Raw genomic sequence first — 17266 nt, 5'->3', positions numbered from 1 at the left:
CCTTCCGCTGGTAGTTTTGCCTTGTCGCATTGGCAGGCTATGGACAAGTCGGCAAAGGTCCTACCTGGTTGCGTACGCGCAACGGGTGACTTTTGCCGGTGCCCGGTGACGCTATGCTGTTACCGGCCGACAACCACGGAGATTCACGATGGCCCGGACTCCGAAGGCCCAAGCCCTCGGTGCGGCACTCCGGCAGGCACGCGAGGACAGGGAGCTGCTCCTGCGCGAACTGGCGGCGATGATCAAGAGGGATATCGGGGTGGTGTCCCGCTGGGAGACCGGCGACCGGGCCCCCAAGCCCGAACAGGTCGCCCAGATCCTCACCAAGCTGGAGGTCGACGGCGAGCGCTACGACGAGATCATGACCCTCGCCTACGGCACCAACGAGTCCCAATGGGTGGCGATCAGCCTCCCCGAACAACGACAGCAACTGGCTGCCCTGGTCGACTGGGAACACCGAGCGTCCCGAATCGTGGAGGTGGCCCCGCTCCTGATTCCGGGCATCCTCCAGACGAGTGACTACATCCGGGGGATCATGACGGCGGCGGGCGTCCCCGAAGACGAGATCGCCCTGCGAGTCGCGTCCCGCCTCGGCCGGGCCGACGCCATCACCAGGCGGAAGCCCGCCGATCTTCTCGTGCTCCTCGGACATGCCGCGCTGAACCAGGACATCGGCGGCCGGGCCACGATGCTCGGGCAGCTCGACCACCTCCTGGAGATGGCCGCCCGCCCGAACATCGAGCTGCGCATCGTGCCCGACCACCGCGGCTGGCACCCAGGGCTGGACGGCCGTTTCGTCCTCATCGACGCTGCCCGGCCCGCCTCCGCCCGGCGGGCGGCGGTCATGTCCGCCTCCATCGTGTTCGTCGCCACGCGCCGATCGGATCTCATGCTCCACGAGGAGCAAGATGTCGCCGCCTATCGGCGAGCGCTGGACCAAGTATTGGACGTGTCGCTGGCGCCGGAGCCGTCCGCGAAGTTCATCTCCGAAGTGCGCAAACGAATGGAGAAACAATGATGTGGCGAAAGTCGAGCCGCAGCGACAACAGTGGTAGTTGTGTCGAGGTGCGGAACACGCTCACCGAGTTGCGGGACTCCAAGAGCACGTCCGCGACCCTGCGCGGGGACGTCCGCCGTCTGGCGCAGGCGATCAAAGAGGGTCGGCTGTGAGTGAACCTCGCGGTGCGCGCGGCTGGTTGACCGTCCTCTTCGGACTGCTGCTCGTCGTCGCGGTGGCCGGGTGGGCGGTCACCGGCTGGCGGGTGTTCATCCTCGCGACCGTGGCGGCCGGGGTGGTGCTCGTCGTCGTGGCGGTGGCGAGCGCCATCGTCGAGCACCAGCCTGGCCTCGTCCTGGTCTCGGCCGCGTACGCAGGGGTCGGCGCGTTGCTGACGGCCGCCGTGTTCGGGTTCGCCTACCTCGAGGAGTCGTGGACCTACGTCCGCGGCACGCCCACCGCGGCCCAGGTCGTGAGCTGCGAGGACGACGGCGAGTGCGAGTCGAGGTGGGACGGCCGGACGGGTGAGGTGGACCTCGCCTTCGACGTCGAGCCCGGCGACACGGTCCCCGTCCGGGTGCTCGACGACGAGGCCGTGCGCGAGGGCGGGCTCACCGTGCTCGTCGTGGCGAGCAGCGGTGTGGCGCTCGTGTCACCGCTGCTCGTCGTCGGGACGATCCTGTTCGCGCGGCGTCACGCCACGGCACGCCACCAGCCGTCCGGCGACGGCACGTCGTCGACGTCCAGCGCCTGACCCGGCTTCGGCACCGCGACGCGCAGGCCGTCCGCCGCGGTCAGGAGCCGCTCGACGGGCTCGGACCACGAGTGCATGGCGAGGTTGAACGTGGCCCAGTGCACCGGCACGAGCAACTCCCCGCGCACGGCCCGGTGGGTCTCGACTCCCTCTTCCGGTGTCATGTGGATGTCCGGCCAGTACGGGGAGTAGGCGCCGACCTGGATGAACGTGACATCGAACGGACCGTATTCGTCCCCGATCCGGCGATAGCCGTCGAAGTAGCCGGAGTCGCCGGTGTAGAACACGCGGCGGTCGCGGCCCTTGAGCACCCAGGACGCCCACAGCGTGCCGTTGCCGCCGGGGCGCAGGCGCCCGGAGAAGTGCTGCGCCGCGGTGGCGACGACCTCGACGTGGTCGACGGAGGTCCGCTCGTCCCAGTCCAGCTCGACGATGTTCGCCTGCGACACGCGCCAGCGTTCGAGGTGCGCGCCGACGCCGAGCGGGACGATGAACCGCAGCGACGGCTGCCGGGCCGCGAGGCGCCGGATCGTCATCATGTCGAGGTGGTCGTAGTGGTCGTGGGAGATCACGACGGCGTCCAGGTCCGGCAGGTCGCCGAGCGCCCACGGCACCGGGTGCAGGCGCTTGGGCCCCAGCAGCGTCGACGGCGAGACCCGGTCGCTCCAGACGGGGTCGAAGAGTATGCGCTTACCTTCGATCTCGACCAGCACGGTGGCGTGGCCGAGCCAGGACGTGCGCAGGCCGTCGAAGCCTGCGAAGTCGGGCGCGGTCTCGAGCGGCACCGGCTGCCTCGGCTTGCGCACCTCCTTGCCGAGGACGAGGTCGCGCACGGCCCCGGAGCCCGGCTGCCCGGCGACGATGGTGGCGACGTCGTTGTGGAACTTGCCGTCGTGGAAGTGCGGCGAGCGCCGCATGCGGGCGAGCCGCTCACCGGCGGGACGGCCGCCGATCGCGGTCGGCACCTGCCAGCCGGCGCCCACGAGCGCGCCGACCGGCACCAACAGCGCCGATCGGCGCACGAGGTCTCTGATCACATCCTCATAGTGCCCGTGTTTTGCTGAGAGTGTGATCGAGGCATTTCAGGAACAGCGGACGCTCGTCGGCGAGCGGGTGCGGCTGGTCCCGCTGGGGCCGGAGCACTTCGACGGCGAGTGGGCGATGTTGCAGGACGAGGAGTCGCGGCGGTTGACCGGGACGCACGAGACGTTCACGCAGGCGCAGGTCCGGACGTGGCTCGCGACGGTGCGGCAGGCGGACGACCGCGCCGACTGGGCGATCCTGGATGACAGCGCTTTCATCGGCGAGGTGGTGCTGAACGACCTGGACGAGGACAACCGCTCGGTGAACTTCCGGATCGTCCTGGCGGCCCACGCGTTCGGGAAGGGCTACGGCACGGAGGCGACGCGCCTGGCGGTGCGGTACGCGTTCGAGGACGCGGGCCTGCACCGCGTACACCTGGAGGTGTTCGGGCACAACCCACGCGCCCGCCGCGTGTACGAGAAGTGCGGCTTCCGGGTGGAGGGCGAGCACCGCGACGCACTGTGGTGGGACGGCGAGTGGCACAACGCGTGCACGATGGCGGTCCTCTCGACGGACTGAGCCGGGCGCGCTCGGCGCCCGGCTCAGTCCGTCGACAGCGGGTCAGGCACGCCGCCGCCCGTAGAGCACGAGCACGGCGCTGAGCAGGATCAGGTTCTTGATGACGAACTCACCCTCGGTGGTCAGCATCAGCGGGTTGCCACCCTGAAAGGTGACATCCGGCTGCGTGACCAGCGCGAGGAACGTCCCGGCAAGGTGCGCGAAGAGCAGCGGAAGGACGACCCGTAGCCCCCGCCCGAACAGCAGCGCAACCCCGAGCGCTATCTCGACCAGCCCGAGGAACGGCACGAACCAGCCGCCGGAAACACCGGGAATCCAGTCGACGGTGCGCGCGACGAAATCCCCGACGGGCGTGTCGTTGGTGACCTTCAGCGCACCGAACCAGAGAAACGTGATCGCGAGGGTGACGCGTAACGCGGTGGCCCCGTATCGCCGGGCAACCCGGTTGAGGAATTCCTCGGCCCGCGTGCCGGAACGTTCTTTGGGTTCGACGAGAACGTGTTGCGTGGTGGTCATTTGTGGCTTCCCCCTAATCTCGGTTACGCCACAAATGTTGTCTGGTTCGCCTGGTTGTCCGCGTCCCCCGGCGAGCGGCTCCTGAACAGCCACCGCGGAGGTAGCGCGACACCCCCGGGTACTCCCCCGGGGTGACGTCAACCCTGGGCGATCCCGTGGACCACACCGAGTTCCAGCAGTTCGGCGGGCCGCAGGCGGAGCTGGCCCGCGAGCCCCGGCACGTCCTCGGGTGCTCGCTTGAGAATCCCGGCGGCCAACTCGGGCGCGATCACGGAGAAGTACGCGTCGGGAGCGATCCAGACCCGATCGAGGGAACAGAGCGCGAGCGCGCCACCCGACCCGCCTTCGCCGATCACGAGGGTGGTGACCGGTACCCGAGCGGCGGCGATCGCGCCGAAGAGCTCGGCGATGGCGGGGCCGATCCCGTCCCGCTCGGCATCGGGGCCCGCGGCGGCGCCTGGTGTGTCCACAAGGGTCAGCACGGGAATCCGCAGCCGGTCGGCGGTCCGCACCAGCCGCGTGGCGGCCCGGAACCCGGCGGGCGTGGTGGCGGTCCCGTCCTGGGCGGCGTACGCGATGGCCCGCCCGTTCCTGATCCCGAACCCGCACGACATCCCGTCCCGTTCGCGTCCGCCCCGCAACGGCCGCCGGGAGTCGAAGTGGTCGTCGAGATAGCGGAGAGCACGGGGCCGCCCCTCCCGGCGAGCGAGCAGAACGGCGGCCCACCCGTCGGGGGCGGGCTCGAGGTCCCCCAGTGCCCGGGGCACCTCCGCGGGCTCAAGATCCGAAGTGGCCAAGTGGCTCATCCACTCATCCACCAGTCCACTCAACGCACCCTCGTCGACCAGCTCGTCGACAAACCCGTGGCGGTACTGACTTTCCGCCGTGTAGGCGGAGTCATGGGCGACCGCGGGCGCCCGAACCCGCCGCCCGGCGAACCCGACCTGGGCCCCGCGAACGGCGACGACCACGTCGGCCATGGCACCGAGCGAGGCCCAGACGCCGCCGGTGGTGGGATCGCGGAGGACGGCGAGGTGCGGCAGCCCGCTTTCGCGCAGGAGGACGGCTTCGCGGGCGATGAGCTGGAGCTGCCGGAGGGCGGGCACCCCTTCCTGCATCCGCGTCCCACCGGTGGCGATGAGGGAGACAACGGGCAGCCGCGCACGCCGCGCACGGGCGAAGGCGTCGACGACCCTGGCACCGGCCCCGGTACCCACCGATCCCCCGAGAAACCCGAACTCGAACGCCACGCACACGACCGGTCGCCCACCGACCGTCCCCCGGCCACAGACGACGGACTCGTCACTCCCGGTGCGTTCGGCGGCTCGCACGCGGGAGGCGCCGTACCCGTCCCAGCCGAGCGGCCCGTCCCCCACCGCGCCACCAAGATCGCCCCCGAACTCGACGAAGTCCACGACCACCTTGGCGAGGACGTCCCGCGCACCGTCAACCACAAGCCCTCCAACCGAACAACCGGCCAACAACCGCGACCGGCAACCCGCACGACCGGGACTCCAGCCCCGCATCCGTCTGACCCTGATGCTGTGAAAGGCGCGTCACCGGCACGACGGGTGCCGTGAAAAGGCGCGTTACCGGCGCTGGACGCCCTCAACGCGCCTTTTCACGGCACGAACGAAGCCGCCAACGCGCCTTTCACAGCAACCACGGCACGGCCTCGGCCCCTGCCGCACACGGACGAGACCCACGCACCCGTCAATCACCATGAACCTCCGGCCGAACGGAACCGCTCCCCGCAGGCCGCCCGCTCCGGAGTCTGTGCTCCGGGTTCGTACGAGTGGTCCATTGGGGCGGTGGTGAGCCCCGTTTCTGTCGGTGCCGCTCGCTAGGCTGGATGTTGGGGGGCCGACGGCCACCTGTTGATCTTGAGGTGCCTGTCCACAGGCCGGTGTCGAGCGCCCGGGAAATGTCGGTGGCCTGCCGTAGGCTGGTGATCGGGGGCCGGAGGCCAGGGCCGTCAGTCATTCAGGGCTCGTTTCACGATCTTGCCCATGTCGTTGCGCGGCAGGCTTTCCCGGTAGCGGACCACCCTCGGGCGTTTGTGCGGGGCCAGCAGGCGGGCCACGTGGTCGGCCAGTTCCGCCGGGTCCGGGGGCGCGCCGTTCGGCACCACCCACGCGACGATCCGTTCACCCAGGTCGTCGTCCGGTTCGCCGGTCACCGCCACCTCGGCCACCGCGGGGTGGTCCAGCAGCGCGTTCTCGATCTCGCCCGCGCCGATCTTGTAACCGCCGCTCTTGATGAGGTCCGTCGCGCGGCGGCCGACGATCCGCACGTAGCCGTCCGCGTCGCGGACCGCCATGTCGCCGGTGCGGAACCAGCCGTCGTGCAGTACCGCGGCCGTGGCTTCCGGGCGGTTCAGGTAGCCGAGGAACAGGTTGTCGCCCTTGACCTCGATCTCGCCGACCGTCTCGCCGTCCCGTGCGGACAGCTCGTCGCCCTGGTCGTCCACCAGGCGTAACTCCACTCCCGGCAGCGGCAGGCCCACCGCGCCCGGCCTGCGGTCGCCCGACGCGCGGACGCTGCAGTTCATGAGTGTCTCGGTCATGCCGTAGCGCTCGACGACGCGCTGGCCGGTCGTCGCCGCGAGGCGTTCGTGGTCGGTGGCCGGGAGGGCCGCCGAGCCCGACACCAGCAGGCGGGCGCCACCGATCGCCTTCGCCAGCGCCGGGTCGGTCGCGCAGTCCTGCGCCAGGCGGTGGTACATCGTCGGGACGCCGAACATCATCGTCGCCTCGCCCGCCAGCTCCTCTCCCGCTTTCCTGGAGTCGAAGCGGCCCAGGTGGTGCAGGGTGCCGCCGCGGCGCAGCGGGCCGACGACGCCGACGATCAGGCCGTGCACGTGGAAGAGCGGCAACCCGTGCACCAGCACGTCGTCGCCGGTCCACTCCCAGACCTCGGCCAGTGCGTCCAGGTTCGACGTCACCGCCCGGCGAGGCAGGACGACGCCCTTCGGCGGACCGGTGGTGCCGGACGTGTAGACGACGAACGCCGGGGTTTCCGGGGACAGGTCCGCTGCCGGTGCCACGGTCCGGTCGCCGGGCCGGGTCGGGATCGTCAGCTGTGGCAACGCTTTCAGGCCGTCGGGGAGGTCGGCGCCCGCCGCGGCCAGGAGCAGGTCCGGGGTGCTGTCGGTGACGATGTGGGTCAGCTCGCGTTCGCCGACCTTCGGGTTGATCGGCACCACCGGGACACCCGCCACCAGCGCGCCGACGACCGCGACGCACGTGTCCATCGTGTTCGTCGCCCACACCGCGACCCGGGTCCTGCCGCGGAGGTCGTCCGCCAGCTCGGCCGCCAGCTGCGCCAGCTCACGGTAGGTAAGCGCATCCACGCCGAATCGCAACGCCACGCGGTCGTTGCTGGTCACCAAGTCCGGAAACATGTCTCTCCTAGCCCCACCCGGGAACGACGAACACGAGCCACGCCACGAGTGGCGCCACCGCCACCACTATCGCGCCGTACGTGAGCAACTGCTTGAAGAACCGGTCGCGGTCCACGTCCTTGGCGTTGGCCAGTACCAACGCGCCGTTGGTCGAGAACGGACTCACGTCCACCATCGTCGCCGCCACCGCCAGTGCCGCGATCATGCCCACGGCACCGATGGTGCCCTGCGACAGGAACGGCACGGCCAGTGGGATCAGCGCACCCATGAGCCCGACCGACGACGCGAACGCGGACACGATGCCGCCGATGTAGCAGAGCAGGAGGGCCGCGAGGAGTGGGATGCCGACGTCGCCGACGACGTTGCCGACGTAGGTGATGGTGCCGATCTCCTGGAGCACCGCCACGTACGTGAGCACGCCGCAGATCAGCAGCACGGTCGGCCACGTGATCTCGCCGACCGCCTTGCGGCTGCTGGCAGGCCAGAGCACGGACAGCACGACGGCGACCGTGATCGCGCTCAGCCCGGCGTCGAGGTCGAAGACGAGGGTGGACACCACGAGCACGACGAGGCCGAGCAGGGTGGCGGCCTTGGGCACGTCGAGGCGGACGGCCTCGGGGTCGAGGGTCATGGTGGTCGTCGCGACCGGCGCGGAGGAGGAAGCACCGGCGGTGGACGAGGCCGCGGCGACCGGAGCGGACGAGCCGGAGCCGGCTGCCGGAGCGGACGAGCCGGAATCGGCGGCCTGCGCACTCGCCGAGTCGACGGCGGCCGGGGCGACGGGCGAACCAGAGGCGGCGGCAGGCGAGTCCGGGGCGCCGGGTTCGGTGGCGGGTGGGCCGGAGACCGCCAGTTCTCGGGTTCTGCTCAGCTTTGTGCCGCCCAGCAGGACGAACAGGATGGCCGCCACGGCCGTGTTCATCGCCAGGCTGGCCAGGAACAGGACCACCGGGCTGCCGGGCAGGTCGTTGCGTTCGACGATGCCGTTGACGATCGTGCCGTAGACGCTGATCGGGGAGAAGCCGCCACCCTGGGCGCCGTGTACGACCATGGCGCCCATCAGCAGTGGGCTGATGTTGTACTTCGCGGCGAAGCCCAGGGCTATCGGGGCGACGATGGCGCACGCCGCCGGGCTCACCGCGCCGATGGCCGTCAGCGTGCCCGTCACCACGAACATCACCCACGGGATCAGTGCGATGCGGCCGCCGACCAGTCTGACCGCCGCCGCGACCAGCCAGTCCGTCGTGCCGTTGGCCCTGGCTATCGCGAACAGGTAGGTCACGCCTACCAGCACCACGAAGATGTCGCCCGGGAAGCCGGCGAAGATGCCGTCCGCGTCCAGGCCGCCCGCCAGCGTGCCGACGAGGAACGCACCCGCGAACGCCAGCGCGCCCATGTTCACCGACAACGTCGTGGCCAGTACGAAGATCGCCACCAGGGCGATGATCGAGATCAGTTCCGCGGACACGAGCGTCCTCCTTGACGTCGGAGCGGAGTGGACTAGTGGACTAGTGGCTCAGTGGATGAGTGGACTAGTGGATGAGCCACTTTGCGGCGCGGTCCGGCGGGATGTCAAGAGGAAAGTGGGCTAGTGGCTCAGCCACTTTGCGGCCGGTACCGTTGTCACGTGACCGACGCCCTCGGCCGGATGACCCGGTCCAAGCTCTACGAGCAGGTGCTCGAGCGCATCCGCGCGCACGTCGCCGAGCAGGGACTCGGCGCGGGTGACCGGCTGCCCTCCGAACGGGACCTCGCCGAGCGGCTCGGGGTGAGCCGCGCGTCCGTCAAGCAGGCGCTCGTGGTCCTGGAGGCCCAGGGGCTGCTCGACATCCGGCACGGCGGCGGCGCGTACCTGACGTCCGGCAAGCTCGAGGCCGAGCCCGTCGAGGAGCTGGTCGAGCGGCGGCGCAGGCTGCCCGAGGTGCTCGAGGCCCGTGAGGCACTCGAGACCAAGCTCGCCGAACTGGCCGCCCAGCGCCGGACCAAGGCCGACCTCGACGCGATCGACGACGCGCTCGCCTACATGAGCGCCGAGATCAAGCGCGGCGAGGACGGCGTGGAAGGCGACCGGCGGTTCCACGAGGCCGTCACCGCGGCGGCACGCAGCGGGCTGCTCGCCGAGTTCATGCGGTCGATCGCCACGCAGATCGCCGAGAGCCGGGTCGAGTCGCTGCGGCAGCCGGGCAGGCCGCCGCGTTCCCTCACCCAGCACCACAAGATCGCCGAGGCCATCCGGCAGAGCGACCAGAAGGCGGCGGCCGCGGCCATGCGACGGCACGTCCAGACCGTCAGCAAGGTCCGGCTCCTCAACTGGAACCCGAGCGAGGACGACGCCTGAGCCTTGACCGGCGTGCACCGGCTCACCAACCCGCATGTTTCTCCACTGTGGACGGCCGGCGGAGACGTAGGGCCTCCGGTTCGAACGCGGTGCCTGCCGCCGGCGGATCCGGGCGATCACGCAGGGCATCACCTGGGTCGACGGCGACCAGCAGGTGCTGTTCCGCGCCGCCATGCCGGCCGCATGGGCACCGGTCGTCCACGGAACCAGCCCTGGCGTCCAAAAGCCGTGTCCCGGGACGTTCCGGACCGCTAGCGTGACGGGCCATGGTGGTCCTGACCCTCGTCGTCGCGTCCGTGAACCTCGTCCTGCTCGGCGCGGTGTACGGCGTCTTCTTCACGTACTCCAACTCGATCGTGCCCGGGCTGGACCGGATCGACCCCGAGCGAGCCGTCGCGGCGATGCGGAGCATGAACGTCGCGATCATCAACCCGCGGTTCCTCGCGACGTTCATCGGGCCGGTGGTCACGTCCGCCGCGACGGGATTCCTGTTGCTCGGCCTGGACGAGACGACGCCCGCGCTGCTGTTCTTCGCCGCCGCGGTCGTCTACCTCCTCGGGTGCCTGGTCATCACCGGCAGGATCAACGTGCCGATGAACAACGCGCTGGAGGACAGCACGACGCCTGACTTCGCGCAGCGGTGGGCCGACTTCTCCCCGCGCTGGCGGCGGTGGAACACCGTGCGCACGGTGTCGAGCATGGTCGCGCTGGTGCTGTGCGGCATCGGCATGTACCTCCCGGAGTGGTAGGGAGCCCGCCCCGGAACGCAACCCCAGGACGACGACCACGCGGTAGCCGTCGCCATACCGTGCCGTCATGCGCACGATCCTGATCGCTCTCGCCGCCGCCGTCGCCGCCACCACGACCGCGTCCCTGCCCACGCAGGCCCGGTCCGAGAACGCCCACGACGCGTTCGCGCGGATCCGCGACCAGCAGGCCGACGCGTGGTACCGGGAGGACGGTGCCGCGTTCGCCGCGACGTTCACCGCCGACGCGGACGTGGTCACCTTCAACGGCGACCACCTGCGGACCCGGGAGGGGATCGCCGAGGGCATGCAGTACTACTTCGACACCTACATCGACCACACCCGGCTGCACACCATCGACGAGCACGTCCGCTTCGCCGGGCCGAACCTCGCGGTCATCGTGCGCACCGGGTGCCAGCTCGTGCCGCCGTCGACGGAGTGCAGGCCGGACTCGCTGTCCAGGAACACCAACGTGATGGTGAAGCGCCACGGCCGGTGGCTGCAGGAGTCGTTCCAGAACACCAGGGTCGTGGCCCTGCCCTGGTGACTCAGTCCCAGCGGACCGGCAACGTCGGCGGTTTGCGGAACACCAGACCGGACGGGGTGACCGGCTCCGCCAGCCGCAGCCGCGGCATGCGGTCCAGCAGCGCCGTCATCGCGATCTCCGCCTCCACGCGGGCGAGCCGGGCGCCGAGGCAGAAGTGCGGGCCCAGCGCGAAGGCCAGGTTCACCCGGGCGTTGGGGCGGTGGACGTCGAACGTGTCCGGTGCCGCGAACACCGCCGGGTCGCGGTTGGCGCCCGCGATCGACACGCGGACCAGGTCGCCGCGCGCGATGTCGGCGCCGGCGATGGTCACGTCGCGGGTCGCGTAGCGGTCCACCACCGACGCGGCGGGCTCGAACCGCAGCGACTCCTCGATCGCGTTGGGCAGCAGGGTGCGGTCGGCGCGCACGGCGGCGAGCGCGTCCGGGTGCGACAGCAGGTGCAGCACCAGGTTCGCGATCATGCTCTCGGTCGTGTCGATGCCGCCGAACATCAGCACGGCCGCGTTCGCCACGATCTCGTCCTGCTCCAGGTCGATGCCCGTCAGCAGCGAGTCCGACGACGGGTCGGCGATCGTGCGGTGCACGTGCTCCCCCAGCTCGCGGAACGCGGCAGCGCCTTCCGGCGTCGGCGGCGATCCCGCGGTCACGGCCGACACCGAGGCCACCAGCGCCGCGTACCACGTGCGGACCGCGGAAGCGTCGACGCCGGTCAGGCCGAGGGCGTCCGCGACGACCGACAGCGCGAGCGGACCCGCGAAGTCCGCGCGCAGCTCGGCCGCGCCACGAGGCAGGAGCGCGTCGATCAGGCCCGCCGTCGACTTGGCGACGAACGCCGCGTAACGATCCCGCACCGGCGCCGGGCGGAACGGCGGCACGAACGGGTCGCGGTGGCGGGCGTGCACGGCGCCGTCGAGGGAGAGCATGCTCGGGCCGACGACCGTCGCGGTCGAGAACCGCGGGTCGTCCACAGTGAACGTCGCGGCGTCGCGCATCACCTGCTGCGCCAGGCCGTACCCGGTCACGAGCCAGCCGTCGAGCACCGGCACCCACGCCACCGGCGTCGCGGCGCGCAGCCGCGCGAGCACCGGGTGCGGGTCGGCGGTCAGCTCGTCGAGGGTGGTCACCCGGCCGAGTCTAAGCACACCTGTGGGGCACGGTCTGGAACGTGGCGATTCCGGGGTCTTGACCCGTTCACCGGCACTCGGCTACGTTGCCTGAAACGTTTCATGACCCGTGCAGGCGGTGAGCGCGTTGACGGCGAAGGTGCCCCCGCTGCTTGAGCTGCGCGATGTCCACAAGTCATTCGCCGCGGTGCACGCGTTGCGGGGAGTTTCCCTGGCACTGCACCCTGGGGAGGTCCACGGACTCGCGGGCGAGAACGGAGCCGGCAAGTCCACGGTGGTGCGGGTGATCGGCGGTGAGCACCGGCCCGACTCCGGCGTGGTGCTGGTCGACGACGCACCCGTGGGGTTCTCCGGCCCGCGCGACGCGCAGCGGCACGGCATCGCGGTGATCCACCAGGAACCGACCCAGTTCCCGGACCTCACGGTCGCGGAGAACGTGTTCATGGGCCGCCAGCCGGTGCGGTCGTTCCGGCGGATCGACCGGGCGAGCATGAACGCGAAGGCCGCCGAGCTGTTCGAGTCGCTCGGCGTGCCGATCGACCCGTGGCGGGTCACGCGCGGGCTGTCGATCGCGGACCAGCAGATCATCGAGATCGGCAAGGCGCTGTCGGCGGAGGCGCGGATCATCGTGATGGACGAGCCGACGGCCGCGCTGTCCACTGTGGAGACCGAGCGGCTGTTCCGGGTGGCGAAGCGGCTGGCCGAGAACGGCGCGGCGCTGCTGTTCATCTCCCACCGCCTCGAGGAGATGTACGAGATCTGCCATCGGGTGACCGTCCTGCGGGACGGGGCGCTCGTGACCAGCTCCCCCATGGCCGACATCGACCGGGACACGCTGGTGCGCAGCATGGTCGGCCGGTCGGTCGAGCAGCTCTACCCGGAACAGACCGGGGAAGCGGGTGCCGAGGCACTGGTCGTGGCCGGGCTGACGCGGGCCGGGGTGTTCGCGGACGTCTCGTTCTCGGTGCGGCGCGGCGAGATCGTGGGGCTCGCCGGGCTGGTCGGGTCGGGTCGCTCCGAGGTCGCCCGCGCGATCTTCGGGGTCGACCCGCTCGACGCCGGGCAGGTCCTCGTGGACGGCGAACGCCTGCCGCTCGGTGACCCGAGGGCCGCGATCCGCGCCGGGGTCGCGATGGTGCCGGAGGACCGGCGTGAGCAGGGGCTGATCCTGGACCTGTCGATCGAGCGGAACGCGACGCTGCCCCGGCTGGGCGCGGTGTCCCGGTGGGGCCTGGTCAGCCGGGCGAAGGAGCGGTCACTCGCCGCGAAGTGGGCCGACCGGCTCGGGGTGAAGCGACGGCGGCTGACCGACCCCGTCGCCACGCTGTCCGGCGGGAACCAGCAGAAGGTCGTGCTGGGCAAGTGGCTCGCGACCGAGCCGGGCGTGCTCATCGTGGACGAGCCGACGCGCGGGATCGACATCGGCGCGAAGGTCGAGGTGCACGCGCTGCTGGCGGAGCTGGCGGCGTCCGGGATCGCGGTGCTGATGATCTCCTCCGAGCTGCCGGAGGTACTGGGCATGGCCGACCGGGTGCTGGTGATGCACGAGGGCAGGCTGACCGAGGAGCTGTCCAAAGAAGACGCCACGGAGGAGTCGGTGCTGCAGGCCGCGACGGGAGGCGCCTCATGACCGGACGGCGGCGTTGCCGTGAAAGGCGCGTTGACGGCAGGTCCAGTGCCGTGAATGGCGCGTTGCAGTCGTCGAGTGCCGTGAAAGCGCCTTTCCCGGCACCCGCTGTGCCGTCAGCGCGCCTTTCACGGCACGGCGTCGCCGGAGGTGGGGCGTGATCAAGCCGTCGTCGCGGGAGTCCGCCTTTGCCGGGCGTGAGCTGGGCATCGTCGTCGCGCTCGTCGCCGTGGTCGTCGCCGCCACCATCGCGCGGCCCAGTTTCCTGTCCGGGCAGGGCATCCACGACCTGTTCCTCAACGCGTCGATCATCGGGCTGCTGGCGATCGGGCAGGCGCTGCTCGTCATCACGCGCAACATCGACCTGTCCGTCGGCTCCGTCATGGGCCTCACGGCCTACCTGTCCGGGCAGCTGTTCCTCGTGGACAAGGACCTGCCGGTCATCGTGGTCGTGCTGGCCGGGATCGGGCTCGGCGCGGTGTGCGGGGCGATCAACGGCGCACTCGTCGCGATCGCCAAGGTGCCCGCGCTCGTGGTCACGCTCGGCACGCTGTACGTGTTCCGCGGCATCGACTACGCGTGGGCGTCGGCCACGGACACCACCCAGATCAACGCCTACCAGATGCCGCAGGGCTTCCTGGACCTCGGCAGCGGCTCACTGCTCGGCATCCCGAACCTCACGCTGATCACGCTGGTCGTCCTCGGCCTCACCGCGTACGCACTGCACAACTTCCGCGCGGGCCGCGAGCTGTACGCCATCGGGTCCAACCCGGACGCCGCGCGCCTCGCCGGCATCCCGACCGGGCGGCGGGTGTTCTCCGCGTTCGTCATCTCCGGCGGGCTGGTCGGGCTCGGCGGGGTCATGCACGCCGCGTACTTCGGCACCATCAACGCCTCCGTCGGCACCGGCCGGGAGCTGGCCGTGGTCGCGGCGGTCGTGGTCGGCGGCGTCGCGATCTTCGGCGGCAGCGGGACCGTGCTCGGCGCGGTGCTCGGCGCGCTGCTGCTGACCACGATCACCAGCGCGCTGCCGATCCTCGGCGTGCCGGCGTTCTGGCAGCGGGCGGTCGACGGTGCGGCGCTGCTGGTGGCCATCTCGCTCGACCGGGCGTTCATGGTGCGACTCGCGGAACGACTACGGGCCGAGAGGGCGGTGCGCCGTGCTTGACAGGTTCCTACGGTGGGAGACCGTGCTCCTCGTCCTCTGTGTCGGGGTGTTCGCGGTCGGGTCGGCGAGCGACGGGTTCGGCGAGCAGAGCAACATCGCCTTCCTGCTGCTGGACTACAGCGAGGTCGCGCTGCTCGCGTTCGCGCTGCTGCCGATCGTGCTGACCGGCGAGATCGACCTGTCCGTCGCGTCCACGCTCGGGTTCTGCTCCGCGCTGACCGGCACGCTGTGGGACGCGGGGATCGGGTTCGAGACGATCGTGCCGCTCGTGATCCTCGCCGGGGTGGCGCTCGGGTCGGTCAACGCGGTGCTGGTGGTGCGGTTCGGGCTGCCCTCGCTCGCGGTCACGATCGGCACGCTCGGCCTGTACCGCGGCCTGGCGTACGTGCTGCTCGGTGACCGCGCGGTGACCGGGTTCCCGGAGAACTACCGTCCACTCGCGACGGACTCGATCGCGGGCACCTTCGTGCCGTACGCGACCGTGCTGGTGTTGTTCGTCGGCGCGGCGGTCGCGGTGCTCGTGCACAAGACCACCACCGGGCGGTCGCTGTACGCGATCGGTCTCGGTGCGCAGACCACGCGGTTCTCCGGCATCCGCGTCGACCGTATCAAGTTCTCGCTCTTCCTGCTGTCCGGCGGGCTGGCGGCGGTCGCGTCGCTGATCTACACGCTCCGCTACAACAGCGCCCGCGCCGACAACGCCAACGGCATGGAGCTGGTCGCGGTCGCCGCGGTACTGCTCGGCGGGGTGTCGATCTTCGGTGGCCGCGGCACCGTGCTCGGGGTCGCGACCGCGCTCCTGGCCATGGCGGGCCTGCGCAACGTGTTGTTCCTCGACGATGTCAGCAACGAGATCCAGAACGTCATCACGGGACTGCTACTGATCCTCTCCGTGCTCGTCCCGGTCGTGTTCAAACCGAGGAGGACCAAAGATGCTCCGCTCGAACCGTCTGTTGCAGACGCTGAGCGCCGGACTGGCGCTGACCCTGGTGGCGAGCTGCGGCGGGACCACCAAGGGGTCTGAGGAGGCCCAGGGGGACGGCGGCGGCGGTACCGCACGCGAGGCGGACCCGAACGCCGAGATCAAGGAAGGCCTGCAGATCGCCTTCCTGCCCAAGGAGATCGACAACCCGTACGAGGTGCTCGTCGACGAGGGCGGCATCGACGCGGTCGAGGAGTTGAAGGGCGAGGGCAAGGAGGTCGGCCCGTCCGACGCGTCCGCGTCCTCGCAGGTGTCCTACATCAACACGCTGATCCAGCAGCGCCAGGACGCGATCGTCATCGCGGCGAACGACCCGAACGCGGTCGCGCCCGCGCTGAAGGACGCGATGAGCAAGGGCATCGCGGTCGTCACCTACGACTCGGACGCCGCCCCCGACGCGCGGCAGATCTTCGTCAACCAGGCCGACTCCGAGGAGATCGGCCGGTCGCAGGTGAAGCTGATGTCCGACCAGATCGGCGGCGAAGGCAAGATCGCGATCCTGTCGGCCACCCCGAACGCGACGAACCAGAACACCTGGATCAAGTTCATGAAGGACGAGCTGACCAAGCCGGAGTACTCGAAGATCGAGCTGGTCAAGATCGCCTACGGGGACGACGACGACCAGAAGTCGTTCCAGGAGGCGCAGGGTCTGCTCCAGTCCATCCCGGACCTGAAGGGCATCATCTCGCCGACCACCGTGGGCATCTCCGCGGCCGCGCGGTACATCTCCTCCTCGCCGTACAAGGGCAAGGTCAAGCTGACCGGCCTCGGCACCCCGAACCAGATGCGGCAGTTCGTCAAGGACGGCACCGTGACCGAGTTCGCGCTGTGGAACCCGATCGAGCTGGGCTACCTGGCCGGGTACGCGGCCGCGTCGCTCGCGTCGGGGAAGATCAGCGGCAAGGAAGGCGAGAAGTTCGAGGCAGGCAAGCTCGGCGAGTACGAGATCGGCAAGGACGGTGAGATCATCCTCGGCCCGCCGACCAACTTCAACGCCGACAACATCGACGACTTCGACTTCTGATGGCGGCAGGTGCCCTGGGCACGTCGAACGGTGCCGTTGCGATGAAGGGGTCCTTCGTCACGCTGGGCGTGACGAAGGGGTCCTTCATCGCGGCCAGGGGCGGGGTGAGCTGATGCGGCGTGTGTGCTTTCTGCTCAAGGTGAAGGCCGACCGGGCCGATGAGTACCGCAGACGGCATGCCGAGGTGTGGCCGGACATGCTGGCGGCGCTGCGGGAGACCGGCTGGCGGAACTACTCGTTGTTCCTCCGGCCGGACGGGTTGCTCGTCGGGTACTTCGAGACCGACGACCTCGACGCGGCGCTCGCCGGGATGGCGGCGCGCGATGTGAACACCCGGTGGCAGACCGAGATGGCGCCGTTCTTCGAAGGGCTCGACGACTCTGCGCCCGACGAAGGCATCACGCCGCTCACCGAGGTCTTCCACCTCGACTAGGAGAAC

18 protein-coding genes are annotated in these 17266 nt (G+C 70.3%); 12 read left to right on the top strand and 6 right to left on the bottom strand.

The features are described 5' to 3' along the window. The first annotated feature begins 148 nt into the window (after nt 1–148). The 3 genes from FHR82_RS19650 to FHR82_RS19640 are packed head-to-tail and all read left to right on the top strand — an operon-like array spanning nt 149 to nt 1751. Nucleotides 149–1018 (top strand): helix-turn-helix domain-containing protein, encoded by an 870-nt coding sequence (locus FHR82_RS19650; RefSeq protein ID WP_184811917.1) that lies wholly within the window; start codon nt 149–151, stop codon nt 1016–1018. Then, nucleotides 1015–1170, top strand: coding sequence for a DUF397 domain-containing protein (locus FHR82_RS19645; protein ID WP_184811916.1), 156 nt, complete (start codon nt 1015–1017; stop codon nt 1168–1170). Before FHR82_RS19650 ends, FHR82_RS19645 begins: the two co-directional genes overlap by 4 nt. Then, nucleotides 1167–1751: a hypothetical protein gene (locus FHR82_RS19640; RefSeq protein WP_184811915.1), complete on the top strand. Its 585-nt coding sequence runs from the start codon at nt 1167–1169 to the stop codon at nt 1749–1751. The genes FHR82_RS19645 and FHR82_RS19640 overlap by 4 nt, the downstream gene beginning before the upstream one ends. Here FHR82_RS19640 and FHR82_RS19635 read toward each other — a convergent pair. Next, entirely contained in the window at nt 1691–2788 is a 1098-nt protein-coding gene (locus FHR82_RS19635; protein WP_311771174.1) for an MBL fold metallo-hydrolase, read from the bottom strand. The two genes, FHR82_RS19640 and FHR82_RS19635, sit on opposite strands and share 61 nt — an antisense overlap. A 31-nt stretch (nt 2789–2819) precedes the next feature. On the opposite strand from FHR82_RS19635, the gene FHR82_RS19630 reads away from it, so the two are divergent. Further along, the gene (locus FHR82_RS19630; RefSeq protein ID WP_184811914.1) at nt 2820–3353 is read left to right on the top strand and encodes a GNAT family N-acetyltransferase; all 534 of its coding nucleotides are present in this window, start codon (nt 2820–2822) and stop codon (nt 3351–3353) included. Nucleotides 3354–3395: 42 nt separating this feature from the next. On the opposite strand, the gene FHR82_RS19625 is transcribed toward FHR82_RS19630, so the two are convergent. From FHR82_RS19625 to FHR82_RS19610, 4 genes are all read right to left on the bottom strand, one after another. Then, nucleotides 3396–3962 carry a DoxX family protein gene (locus tag FHR82_RS19625; RefSeq protein WP_192772880.1) on the bottom strand — a complete coding sequence of 189 codons (567 nt, stop codon included), beginning with the start codon at nt 3960–3962 and terminating at the stop codon, nt 3396–3398. Between the two features lie 44 nt (nt 3963–4006). After that, the gene (locus FHR82_RS19620; RefSeq protein ID WP_311771173.1) at nt 4007–5323 is read right to left on the bottom strand and encodes a carboxyl transferase domain-containing protein; all 1317 of its coding nucleotides are present in this window, start codon (nt 5321–5323) and stop codon (nt 4007–4009) included. A gap of 521 nt (nt 5324–5844) precedes the next feature. Further along, nucleotides 5845–7272 carry an acyl-CoA synthetase gene (locus tag FHR82_RS19615; RefSeq protein ID WP_184811911.1) on the bottom strand — a complete coding sequence of 476 codons (1428 nt, stop codon included), beginning with the start codon at nt 7270–7272 and terminating at the stop codon, nt 5845–5847. A 7-nt stretch (nt 7273–7279) separates the two neighbouring features. Then, on the bottom strand, nt 7280–8740 hold the full coding sequence (locus tag FHR82_RS19610) for an SLC13 family permease (RefSeq protein ID WP_184811910.1): 1461 nt from the start codon (nt 8738–8740) through the stop codon (nt 7280–7282). Nucleotides 8741–8899: 159 nt separating this feature from the next. On the opposite strand from FHR82_RS19610, the gene FHR82_RS19605 reads away from it, so the two are divergent. The 3 genes from FHR82_RS19605 to FHR82_RS19595 all read left to right on the top strand — a co-directional run bounded on the left by FHR82_RS19605 (nt 8900) and on the right by FHR82_RS19595 (nt 10903). Further along, nucleotides 8900–9610 carry a FadR/GntR family transcriptional regulator gene (locus FHR82_RS19605; protein WP_184811909.1) on the top strand — a complete coding sequence of 237 codons (711 nt, stop codon included), beginning with the start codon at nt 8900–8902 and terminating at the stop codon, nt 9608–9610. Nucleotides 9611–9876: 266 nt separating this feature from the next. Then, nucleotides 9877–10359 (top strand): anthrone oxygenase family protein, encoded by a 483-nt coding sequence (locus FHR82_RS19600; protein ID WP_184811908.1) that lies wholly within the window; start codon nt 9877–9879, stop codon nt 10357–10359. Between the two features lie 67 nt (nt 10360–10426). Continuing rightward, a complete protein-coding gene (locus FHR82_RS19595; protein ID WP_184811907.1) occupies nt 10427–10903 on the top strand; it encodes an SgcJ/EcaC family oxidoreductase in 477 nt (158 codons plus the stop codon). 1 nt (nt 10904) lies between these two features. Here FHR82_RS19595 and FHR82_RS19590 read toward each other — a convergent pair whose 3' ends face one another. Continuing rightward, nucleotides 10905–12026, bottom strand: a complete 1122-nt coding sequence (locus FHR82_RS19590) for a cytochrome P450 (protein ID WP_184811906.1) — start codon at nt 12024–12026, stop codon at nt 10905–10907. Nucleotides 12027–12144: 118 nt separating this feature from the next. Between FHR82_RS19590 and FHR82_RS19585 the strand changes: the two genes are divergently transcribed. The 5 genes from FHR82_RS19585 to FHR82_RS19565 all read left to right on the top strand — a co-directional run bounded on the left by FHR82_RS19585 (nt 12145) and on the right by FHR82_RS19565 (nt 17260). Further along, a complete protein-coding gene (locus FHR82_RS19585) occupies nt 12145–13656 on the top strand; it encodes a sugar ABC transporter ATP-binding protein (RefSeq protein WP_184811905.1) in 1512 nt (503 codons plus the stop codon). Between the two features lie 154 nt (nt 13657–13810). Further along, nucleotides 13811–14821 carry an ABC transporter permease gene (locus FHR82_RS19580; RefSeq protein WP_311771172.1) on the top strand — a complete coding sequence of 337 codons (1011 nt, stop codon included), beginning with the start codon at nt 13811–13813 and terminating at the stop codon, nt 14819–14821. Between the two features lie 22 nt (nt 14822–14843). After that, nucleotides 14844–15845, top strand: coding sequence for an ABC transporter permease (locus FHR82_RS19575; protein ID WP_311771171.1), 1002 nt, complete (start codon nt 14844–14846; stop codon nt 15843–15845). Further along, nucleotides 15754–16827 (top strand): rhamnose ABC transporter substrate-binding protein, encoded by a 1074-nt coding sequence (rhaS, locus tag FHR82_RS19570; RefSeq protein WP_184811903.1) that lies wholly within the window; start codon nt 15754–15756, stop codon nt 16825–16827. The genes FHR82_RS19575 and rhaS overlap by 92 nt, the downstream gene beginning before the upstream one ends. A 112-nt stretch (nt 16828–16939) precedes the next feature. After that, nucleotides 16940–17260, top strand: a complete 321-nt coding sequence (locus FHR82_RS19565; RefSeq protein WP_184811902.1) for an L-rhamnose mutarotase — start codon at nt 16940–16942, stop codon at nt 17258–17260. Nucleotides 17261–17266 lie beyond the last annotated feature (6 nt).

Source organism: Actinophytocola algeriensis (assembly GCF_014203735.1).
Lineage (GTDB): Bacteria > Actinomycetota > Actinomycetes > Mycobacteriales > Pseudonocardiaceae > Actinophytocola > Actinophytocola algeriensis.
This window is presented reverse-complemented; position numbering and strand designations above follow the sequence as displayed.

Bases quoted from the DNA above. Each gene is read 5' to 3' on its own strand.
- FHR82_RS19650 (WP_184811917.1), top strand. From the start codon at position 149: ATGGCCCGGACTCCGAAGGCCCAAGCCCTCGGTGCGGCACTCCGGCAG.
- FHR82_RS19645 (WP_184811916.1), top strand. From the start codon at position 1,015: ATGATGTGGCGAAAGTCGAGCCGCAGCGACAACAGTGGTAGTTGTGTC.
- FHR82_RS19615 (WP_184811911.1), bottom strand. From the start codon at position 7,272: ATGTTTCCGGACTTGGTGACCAGCAACGACCGCGTGGCGTTGCGATTC.
- FHR82_RS19600 (WP_184811908.1), top strand. From the start codon at position 9,877: ATGGTGGTCCTGACCCTCGTCGTCGCGTCCGTGAACCTCGTCCTGCTC.
- FHR82_RS19595 (WP_184811907.1), top strand. From the start codon at position 10,427: ATGCGCACGATCCTGATCGCTCTCGCCGCCGCCGTCGCCGCCACCACG.
- rhaS (WP_184811903.1), top strand. From the start codon at position 15,754: ATGCTCCGCTCGAACCGTCTGTTGCAGACGCTGAGCGCCGGACTGGCG.
- FHR82_RS19565 (WP_184811902.1), top strand. From the start codon at position 16,940: ATGCGGCGTGTGTGCTTTCTGCTCAAGGTGAAGGCCGACCGGGCCGAT.